This window comes from Streptomyces sp. NPDC056347 (assembly GCF_042262625.1).
Lineage (GTDB): Bacteria > Actinomycetota > Actinomycetes > Streptomycetales > Streptomycetaceae > Streptomyces.
The window spans coordinates 1-8,587 of record NZ_JBHJQP010000251.1; the positions used below are offsets into that span (position 1 = coordinate 1).

The 8,587-nt window shown below is 73.5% G+C and carries 7 protein-coding genes and 2 tRNA genes; 6 read left to right on the plus strand and 3 right to left on the minus strand.

What is annotated here, in order from left to right:
• Positions 1 to 124: 124 nt before the first annotated feature.
• The 3 genes from ACFCV8_RS34085 to ACFCV8_RS34095 all read left to right on the plus strand — a co-directional run bounded on the left by ACFCV8_RS34085 (position 125) and on the right by ACFCV8_RS34095 (position 1,420).
• Complete coding sequence (locus ACFCV8_RS34085; protein ID WP_376689385.1) at positions 125 to 466, plus strand: hypothetical protein; 342 nt, start codon at positions 125 to 127, stop codon at positions 464 to 466.
• Between the two features lie 173 nt (positions 467 to 639).
• Positions 640 to 1,356, plus strand: coding sequence for a bifunctional DNA primase/polymerase (locus ACFCV8_RS34090; RefSeq protein ID WP_376689386.1), 717 nt, complete (start codon positions 640 to 642; stop codon positions 1,354 to 1,356).
• Positions 1,347 to 1,420, plus strand: a tRNA-Lys gene (locus ACFCV8_RS34095). Before ACFCV8_RS34090 ends, ACFCV8_RS34095 begins: the two co-directional genes overlap by 10 nt.
• A gap of 64 nt (positions 1,421 to 1,484) precedes the next feature.
• On the opposite strand, the gene ACFCV8_RS34100 is transcribed toward ACFCV8_RS34095, so the two are convergent.
• The gene (locus tag ACFCV8_RS34100; RefSeq protein WP_376689387.1) at positions 1,485 to 2,702 is read right to left on the minus strand and encodes a M6 family metalloprotease domain-containing protein; all 1,218 of its coding nucleotides are present in this window, start codon (positions 2,700 to 2,702) and stop codon (positions 1,485 to 1,487) included.
• Between the two features lie 589 nt (positions 2,703 to 3,291).
• Here ACFCV8_RS34100 and ACFCV8_RS34105 point away from each other — a divergent pair.
• On the plus strand, positions 3,292 to 5,058 hold the full coding sequence (locus ACFCV8_RS34105; protein ID WP_376689390.1) for an EAL domain-containing protein: 1,767 nt from the start codon (positions 3,292 to 3,294) through the stop codon (positions 5,056 to 5,058).
• A 20-nt stretch (positions 5,059 to 5,078) separates the two neighbouring features.
• Here the strand turns inward: ACFCV8_RS34105 and ACFCV8_RS34110 are convergent, their stop codons facing one another.
• Together ACFCV8_RS34110 and ACFCV8_RS34115 are read right to left on the minus strand one after the other, a co-directional pair.
• On the minus strand, positions 5,079 to 6,236 hold the full coding sequence (locus tag ACFCV8_RS34110; RefSeq protein WP_376689388.1) for an LLM class flavin-dependent oxidoreductase: 1,158 nt from the start codon (positions 6,234 to 6,236) through the stop codon (positions 5,079 to 5,081).
• Between the two features lie 106 nt (positions 6,237 to 6,342).
• Positions 6,343 to 7,158, minus strand: coding sequence for a decarboxylase (locus ACFCV8_RS34115; RefSeq protein WP_376689391.1), 816 nt, complete (start codon positions 7,156 to 7,158; stop codon positions 6,343 to 6,345).
• Positions 7,159 to 7,353: 195 nt separating this feature from the next.
• Here ACFCV8_RS34115 and ACFCV8_RS34120 point away from each other — a divergent pair, with 195 nt between their 5' ends.
• Both ACFCV8_RS34120 and ACFCV8_RS34125 read left to right on the plus strand, forming a co-directional pair.
• Entirely contained in the window at positions 7,354 to 8,313 is a 960-nt protein-coding gene (locus ACFCV8_RS34120) for a D-2-hydroxyacid dehydrogenase (protein ID WP_376689389.1), read from the plus strand.
• Positions 8,314 to 8,470: 157 nt separating this feature from the next.
• A tRNA-Lys gene (locus tag ACFCV8_RS34125) sits at positions 8,471 to 8,544 on the plus strand.
• Positions 8,545 to 8,587 lie beyond the last annotated feature (43 nt).

Below are 8,587 nucleotides of genomic sequence, written 5' to 3' on the forward strand. Positions count from 1 at the left end.
GGCCGGGGCCCGGGGGGGGCGCTCCGCCCGGCCCGCGCGCGCATCACGGCCGGGGACTTGCGCGGCATTGGACAATGGAGGGTGGCCGTCGGGACGAACCGATGATTCAAGGAGGCACCACCACATGGCACAAGCCGAGCGGAACGGGCAGCAGCGGCTGCGCCCCGCGCCCCTGCTCTTCGAGCCGTCGGAGGCGGCCGCCGATCCCGAGCACTTCTTCGATCTGGAGTCGATGGACGATCCCCGGGAGCTGCTGTCCCGCTCCACCGAACTGGCCCTGGCGTTCCGCGCCGCGACCGACCGCGCGGTCGAGTTCCAGGCGATCGCGGCCGCCCAGCTGGCCGATCCGCGCCGGTTCGACCGGCTGACGACCGCGGACATCGCGGAGCGCGCGCAGTGGACCGAGGACTATGCCAAAAAGATGGTCGAGTTCGGCCGGACCCTGCTGAACGGCACCACTCCCTGACCGTCGCCGCAGCCCGGGAGGCGTGCGGCGACCCCCCGCACCCCGGCCGGTTCCGACTCCGGGTAACACCTCTGGCATATGCCCGAGCGCAAGATACTCCCCGCTCCCCCGGCCTGTCCCGGTTTCCGGCAACTCTCGGAACGCGCTCGATCACTCCCGGTAGACATGTCGGCATGACCGCATGGCTACCGGAACACACGCCCCTGCTCCCCGGCGACACCTCCCACCACCGCCCGCACCACCGCACCGAGTTCTTCACCGGCCTGCGGGACCGGTCGGCGCAGAGGGCGTCGGACCGGGCGGCGGACCAGACGGCACAGGTCACGGCGGCCGGTGCCGCCTGGCTCGCCGGTGCCACCGCGTATCCGCGCAGCACGCTGGCCCAGTGGGAGGCCCATCCCGCCTCGCCTGGGGTGCTGCCGTGCGGTTCGGCCTTCGACGTGGTGAACGTGCCGACCCTCTTCGGGCGGCGGATGCTGGAGCACCTGTGGTCCGACGGGCCCGGTTCGGGGCCGGTCGCCACGCACCGGGGGCGGATGCTGCTGTTCGCCTCCCCCGGCACCGCCCAGCGGCTGCCCTCGCTGCTCGACTGGGAGGAGTGGGGCGGCTGCACCGGCGCGGGGGACGGCGACGACCGGGTCCCGCCGCTGCTCTGCCACGGCACCGGGGACGCGGTGACCGTCCCGCCCCTGACCTGCTCCTCCACCACCCCCGGGCCCCGCTGGCTGGTCGCGCCGGACACCCGTACGCCGTGGCTGCCGGGTCCCGACGTACTGCTCTGGGCCTGTGTCCGGGTGGCCAGGTCGGCGCCCCCGTCGGCGGCCAGGGATTCGATTTTTCCTCCCGCCGATCCGGATGCTAATGTCTACGACGTCAGCAGGCGCCGCTAGCTCAGTTGGTTAGAGCAGCTGACTCTTAATCAGCGGGTCCGGGGTTCGAGTCCCTGGCGGCGCACAGACGGAAGAAGCCCCTCGCGGAAGCGGGGGGCTTCTTCGTTGTGCGGGTGTCCGTCGTCACCTCATGGTTTTCCGGTGGTGATGTGGATCGTCCAGGCACCGGACGCGGTCCGGTCGGCGACCTCGATCCGCGTATGCCCCTCGGGGAGGCTGTACGTCTCGCCGACGCGCAGCGGGGCGTCCGCGAGCGGTGCGTAGACCGAGCGGTCCCAGCAGGCGTCGGTGCGGGGGTGGGTGTCGATGACCTGGACGGGGCCGCCGCCGGACGGGGCGTCGTTGCGCACCCGGTAGAGCAGGACGCCCTCGGTGCAGGTGGCGGCGTCGTTGCCGGTGGAGCCGCGGGCCTCGATGGCGACCGCGGTGTTCTCGCCGGTCCTGATCACCGCGAGCCGGGTGCCGATGGAGGCGCCGGGGCCGGGCGTCGCGGCCATCGGCACCAGGGTGAGGTCCCGGTTGCTCTGTACGCAGGCCACCTGGCGGCGGTCCAGCCAGCCGAGCTTCCACTTGTGCCAGCCGAAGAGGTCCGGCGCGAGTCCGAACTGGCTGCCCATCACGTCCCAGTCGCCGACATAGGTGTCCCAGTCCCCCTTGCCGTCCGACGGCCGGTGGTAGAGGTCCGGCAGATCGAAGACGTGTCCGGTCTCGTGGGCCAGCACGTTGTGGTCCGGCGGGTGCTGTTCGAAGACGGTGACGACGCGGCGGATGTCGGTGCCGTCGGCGCGCAGCGGCCGGTCGAAGTTGACGACCTTGGTGGCGTCGGAGTCGACACCGGGGGCGTCCGGGTCGGCGACCAGATAGACGATGTCGTACCGGGAGAAGTCGACCTGCGGATCGGCCGCGGCCACGGCGTCCCGCAGGTAGCTGCTGCGCCGTTCGTCGTCCCAGTCCCGGTGTATTCCGTACTGGCCGGACGCCTTGGGCATCTCGATCCACTGCCGCATCGGGTGCGCGCGCAGCGTGAACTTTCCGTACGAGGCGCGCCGGAAGAAGTCGGTGGTGGCGGGGAAGTGGTCGGCGGCGAGCCGGGCGGGGGTCATGACGGGGCTGTGGTCCGGGAAGGAGAGGAAGACCATCACCGCGTCGAGCGGGTGATCGGGCCGGGGGTAGGCGGTGTTCCAGCCGTCGACGCCGAGCGAGTGGTGCGCCTCGGTACGGGGCAGGGCACAGGGGCCCGCTCCGGCGGTGGCGGCCACGGCGGGCCCGGCGACGAGGGAGGTGGCGGCGAGTGCCAGGAGGGAGGTCACGGCGGCACCCATCGCGCGCAGCCGGGGCCGCTCCACTCCCCCGGATCCGTGCGGACGCGGCACGACTACCTCCGGTGCCTCCTGGTACGAAATGCGGTCACCCCACCCACCCTGGGTCGGGCCCGGTCTTTCGGCCCGTTGGGATGCCCCAGTCGAGTCAGGGCCGGCCGCGTCCCCGACCGGGCCCCCGACCTTCACGGACAGTCACATTCGATCAACGGCGCTTCGTGGGGGAAGAGGAACGCTCGCAAGTGATCGATTACGGGCAATACGGAACCGTGCGTGAAGGGCGCGTGCGGGGCGTACGCGGGGCGTGCAAAGGTCGGACGCTGGAACGGCCGACACACCAACCTCTATGCTTCACCAGGCTTTCCCGCGCGGTTTCCGCCTTCGACCCAGGCGTCCCGCGCGGTGGGCCAGTCCGGCCACACCTGTTCAGGACAGAACTGCACGGCAGGAGCGAACGGTGAGCGGAACCTCCGAGGGGTCCGGGTCCGCGGCGGGCACATCCCGGTGTTCCGTGGGGCCGGCGGCCCGGGATCGTCACGTTCCGTGGCCGTCCGCCGGGGCCGGGGGCTCCGAGCCGGGCGGCTACCGGGCCGCCTTCCTGGCCGCCACGCTCCCGATGGCCGTCGTCGACCACGAGGGGCTGGTCGTCACCGCCAACGAGGCACTCGGCGACCTCCTCGGTCTGCCCGCGCCGGCGCTGGCCAGTCAGTCCGCCGCCGACCTCCTCGACCTCGCGGCGGACGGCCGCGCCTGGCGCGCGTACCGCGAGGTGCTGCACGGGCGGCGGGCGCGCTTCCGGCGCACGCACCGGCTCAGGCGCACCGACGGGCGCGCGCTGTGGGCCGAGGTCACCGTCGTGCCGATGCCCGAGTGCCAGGCGCGGGAGGGGCGCGAGGGGTGCGCGCGGCACGCGGGCGACGGCTCTTCGGGCGAGGCGGCGGGGCCGGGCCGGCTGCTGCTCTCCGTGTCGGACGTCAGCGACCGGCGCGAGCTCCAGAAGCGGCTGCGCCACCTCCAGATGCACGACCCGGTGACCCGGCTGCCCAACCGGACGCTGTTCTTCGAACGGCTCTCGGCCGCGCTGGAGGCCCCGGCGGGCGAGCGGGCGGGGCACAGCGGCGAGGGTCGCGGTGAACCGCGGGTCGGGCTCTGCTACTTGGACCTGGACGGATTCAAGGCCGTCAACGACACGATGGGCCACCGGACCGGCGACCGGCTGCTGACCGCCGTCGCCGCCCGGCTCACCGAGTGCGCCGCCCGGGTCGGCCCGCACCGCGGCGGGGCCCGTCTCGTGGCGCGGCTCGGCGGCGACGAGTTCGCGATCCTGGTCGAGGACTCGGCCGGCACGCAGCAGCTCACCGACCTGGCCCGGGCGGTACTGGCCGCCCTCCAGCGCCCCTTCGACCTGGCCGGACAGCGGATCTCGGTCTCCGCCTCGATCGGGGTCGTGGAACGGCCGGTGGCCGGCACGTCGGCCACCGGTCTGATGCAGGCCGCCGACACCACGCTGTACTGGGCGAAGGCGGACGGGAAGTCCCGCTGGACGGTCTTCGACCCGGAGCGCAACGCCCACCGGATGACCCGCCAGACGCTCGCCTCCACGCTGCGCCCGGCCGTGGAGCGCGGCGAGTTCACCATCGAGTACCAGCCGCTGGTCGGCATGGCCGACGGGGTGGTGCGCGGGGTGGAGGCGCTGGTCCGCTGGAACCACCCGCAGTTCGGGATGCTCTCGCCGAATCGGTTCGTCGCGATCGCCGAGGAGGACGGCTCGATCGTCCAGCTCGGCCGCTGGGTGCTCCGGTCCGCCTGCCGCCAGGCCCGGCGCTGGCAGCTGGAACACCCCGCCGATCCGCCGCTGTTCATCAGCGTCAACGTGGCCGTGCGCCAGGTCTGGGACTCCGACCTGGTCACCGACGTGGCGGAGATCCTCGCCGAGACCGGGCTCGACCCCTCGCTGCTCCAGCTGGAGCTGACCGAGTCCGCGGTGATGGGCTCGGCGGGCCGCCCGATCCAGGCGCTCCAGTCGCTCAGCGACATGGGGGTGCGGATCGCCATCGACGACTTCGGCACCGGCTACTCCAACCTGGCCTATCTGAGCCGGCTGCCGGTATCGGTGCTGAAGCTGGACGGGTCCTTCGTCCGCGGTTTCCGTTACGACGACGGCACGCACCCGAGCCCGGCCGACGAGACGATCGTCGAGGCGATGGTGCAGCTGGCCCACCGGCTGGGCCTGACCGTCACCGCGGAGTGCGTGGAGACGGCCGGGCAGGCGGAGCGGCTGCGCCGGATCGGCTGCGACACTGGGCAGGGCTGGCTGTACTCGCGCGCGGTGGCCCCGGAACGGATCGCCGAGCTGATCGGCACGGGTCCGTTACGGGGCTGAGCGGCGCGTTCCGGGAGGCGTCAGGCCGTGGGGAGCCCGTAGGCGTCCGCGATCAGTTCGTAGCTGCGCAGCCGGGCCTCGCCGCCGTGCGCGTTGGCGGTGATCATCAGCTCGTCGGCGCCGGTCCTCGCGGCCAGGTCGTTCAGGCCGGTGCGGACCTGGTCGGCGGTGCCGTGGACGATGTTGGTGAGCCAGCTGTCGACGAACTCCCGCTCCATCGGGCTGTAGTCGTACGCCTCGGCCTCCTCGGGCGTGGGGACCAGTCCGGGGCGGCCGGTGCGCAGCCGGACCATGGACAGGGCGCCGGAGAGCACCTGCCGGCGGGCCTCGCGCTCGTCGTCGGCGGCCAGGGCGGCGACGCCGATCAGGGCGTACGGGGCGTCGAGCACCGCGGAGGGCCGGAAGGAGTCCCGGTAAAGGTCGAGCGCCGGGATCGTGTTCTGGGCCGAGAAGTGGTGGGCGAAGGCGAAGGGCAGGCCCAGCGTCCCGGCCAGCCGGGCGCTGAAGCCGGAGGAGCCGAGCAGCCAGACCGGCGGCCGGCCCGAGGACTGGACGCCACCGTCGGTCGTGGCCTGGACCGGGCCGGGAACCGCGTGGATGCGCGCGTACGGGTGGCCGTCGGGGAAGTCGTCGTCCAGGAACCGGGTCAGCTCGGCGAGCTGCTGCGGGAAATCGTCCGCGCCCTCGTTGAGCCGGTCGCTGCGGCGCAGGGCGGCGGCCGTGGCGCCGTCGGTGCCGGGGGCCCGGCCGAGGCCGAGGTCGACGCGGCCGGGGGCCATGGCCTCCAGGGTGCCGAACTGCTCGGCGATGACGAGCGGGGCGTGGTTGGGCAGCATCACGCCGCCGGAGCCGAGCCTGATGCGCTCGGTGTGCGCGGCGAGGTGGGCCAGGATCACGGCCGGGGAGGAGGACGCGACGCCGGGCATGGAGTGGTGCTCGGCGACCCAGTAGCGGTGGAACCCGCGGCGCTCGGCGAGCCGGGCCAGCTCCACGCCGGTGCGGAGCGCCTGGGTGGCGGTGCGGCCCTTGCCGACGGTCATCAGGTCCAGTACGGAGAGCGGCACGGGGGCGGTTCCCGCGGCCCGGCCCCGGATGCCCGTGCCGTGGTGCCCGTCGTCGCGGGGCGCGTCGCCCCGAGTCCCGTCGCCCCGGTTCCCGTCGCCTCGAATCTCGTCCACTTCCTGGCCTCTCCGGTGGTACGTCCGCTTCCGGAGGGGCCTAACAGGAGGTTGTCTCCGTTTATTCCCGCACACCTCGCCCCTGTACGCCTTTTCTCCGTGCGCCCTATTCCCGTACGTCGCTGCCGTGGGCGCCCCCGCCCCTGCCGCGCCCGCTGTGGGCGCGGGCCCGCCCCTCGCCCCATACGGCCACCGGGGCGGGCGGTGCCTCCCGGCGCGCGAAGAGCCTGCCCAGCCTCGGGGACCAGGAACGGCGGCCGGCCAGGCGCAGGCCCTCCCGGACGGTGACCTGGTTGCCGGTGAGGACCGGCTTGCCCAGCAGCTCCTCCAGCTCCGCCTCGTGCCCGGCGGTGTGCAGTGCCGTGTCGGGCAGCAGCACCGCGTCCGCCTCCGGCCGGTCCGCCGCGGCGGCCAGTTCCTTCACCCGGTCCAGGTCCCAGGCGGCGGCCTCGGCGGCCGAGCCGAGCCCGGCGGCCGAGGTCGCGGCCACCTCGACGCCCGCGGCGCGCAGGAACCCGGCGAACAGGCCGGTGACCTGCTCGGAGTAGGTGGAGGCGACGGCGACCCGGCCGGCACCCAGTTCCCGTACCGCGTGGACGAAGCCGAAGGAGGTGCTGGAGGCGGAGACGCCGACCGCGCGGGCCAGGGCCCCGGTCTGCTCATGGGCGCCCTCCCACCCGTACAGGAAGCTGCCCGCGGCGCTCGCCCACACGACGCACTCGACACCGGCGCGCTGGAGGTCCGCCGCCCCCGCGGCCAGCCGGCCGGGCTCACCGGTCCGGAGCAGCGCCTCGACCCCGTAGGCGTCGTCCGCCACCTCGGTGCGGTGCACCACCAGCCGGACGGCGTCGAGCAGGATCTCCATCCGCGGATAGTCGTCCCGGGCGAAGCCGCCCGGGTAGAGGATTCCGACGGTCGTCATGTCCACGTGTCCGCCCCTTCCTGTGCCGTCCGGGCCCCCGCACCGAGCCGTCCGTGACCCCGCACCGGAAATGCCCGTTCCATCCAAGTATTCCCCCATACGCTGCGAATCCCACGACGCCCCGTTGACGGACGGCGGTCCGGCTGCGAGCGTGGTCGGTCCGCACCCCCGGACGCAGCGGAGCGAGCGACTCTCATGCCGGAGCCCACCGTGCTCGTCCTGGACACCTCCCCCTCGCCGCGCCTGGGCCGGCTGACCGGCCAAGCCCGCATCCGGCACACGGACGGGGCCGGGCTCCCCGCCCTGCTCCCGGCCGCCGACGTGCTGCTGGTGTGGGACTCCGCCTCCGACGCGGTACGGGACGCCTGGCCCGGCGACGGGCCGCGCCCGGCCTGGGTGCACACGGCGAGCGTGGGGGTGGACCGGCTGATCTGCCCGGAGCTGGCGGCCTGCGACACCGTGCTGACCAACGCCCGGGGCATCTTCGAGCGGCCGGTCGCCGAGTACGTGACCGGGCTGCTGCTGGCGTTCGCCAAGGACCTCCCGGGCACCCTGGACCTCCAGCGGCGGCGGCAGTGGCGCCACCGCGAGACCGCCCGGCTCGCGGGCAGCCGCGCGGTCGTCGTCGGCGCGGGCCCGGTCGGACGGGAGATCACCCGGCTGCTGATGGGCCTGGGCCTCAAGGTGGCCCTGGTGGGGCGCACCGCGCGGCGCACCGTGCACGGCATCGGGGACCTGGACCGGCTGGCCTCGCTGGCCGACTGGGTGATCTGCGCCGCCCCGCTCACCGACGCGACCCGCGGCATGTTCGACGCCCGGTTCTTCGGACTGATGCAGCCCTCGGCCCGCTTCGTGAACGTGGGGCGCGGCCCGCTGGTCGTCGAGGAGGACCTGGCCGGGGCGCTGCACAGGCGGTGGATCGCGGGCGCGGCGCTGGACGCGTTCGAGCGGGAGCCGCTGGGGCCGGAGAGTCCGCTGTGGGACGTACCGGATCTGATCGTGTCCCCGCACATGGGCGGGGACACGGTGGGCCGGCAGGACCGGCTGAGCGAGCAGTTCGTGACGATGTTCGAGCTCTGGGCGGCCGGGCGCCCGCTGCCGAACGTGGTGGACAAGCGGCGCGGCTACGCCCCGGTCCGCGAACCGGACGAGTGACCGCGGTGCCGGTGCCCCCGCTCCCGCGCCGGCCTCGTCGCCGCCGCCACCCCTGACGCGCTGACCAGGGCAGAGCCTCCATTGGTACTGAAATGACCCCTTTCGCCCTAGTGGCATCGACACCCCTTCGGACCAGGTATGATTTTCAAGTCAGCAAGCGCCGCTAGCTCAGTTGGTTAGAGCAGCTGACTCTTAATCAGCGGGTCCGGGGTTCGAGTCCCTGGCGGCGCACAGACAACGCACTGGGCGGTTCACGTACACACGTGGACCGCCC

Excerpts from the sequence above, each read along its gene's own strand:
- ACFCV8_RS34085 (WP_376689385.1), top strand. The coding sequence starts at position 125 with ATGGCACAAGCCGAGCGGAACGGGCAGCAGCGGCTGCGCCCCGCGCCC.
- ACFCV8_RS34090 (WP_376689386.1), top strand. The coding sequence starts at position 640 with ATGACCGCATGGCTACCGGAACACACGCCCCTGCTCCCCGGCGACACC.
- ACFCV8_RS34105 (WP_376689390.1), top strand. The coding sequence starts at position 3,292 with ATGGCCGTCGTCGACCACGAGGGGCTGGTCGTCACCGCCAACGAGGCA.
- ACFCV8_RS34115 (WP_376689391.1), bottom strand. The coding sequence starts at position 7,158 with ATGACGACCGTCGGAATCCTCTACCCGGGCGGCTTCGCCCGGGACGAC.
- ACFCV8_RS34120 (WP_376689389.1), top strand. The coding sequence starts at position 7,354 with ATGCCGGAGCCCACCGTGCTCGTCCTGGACACCTCCCCCTCGCCGCGC.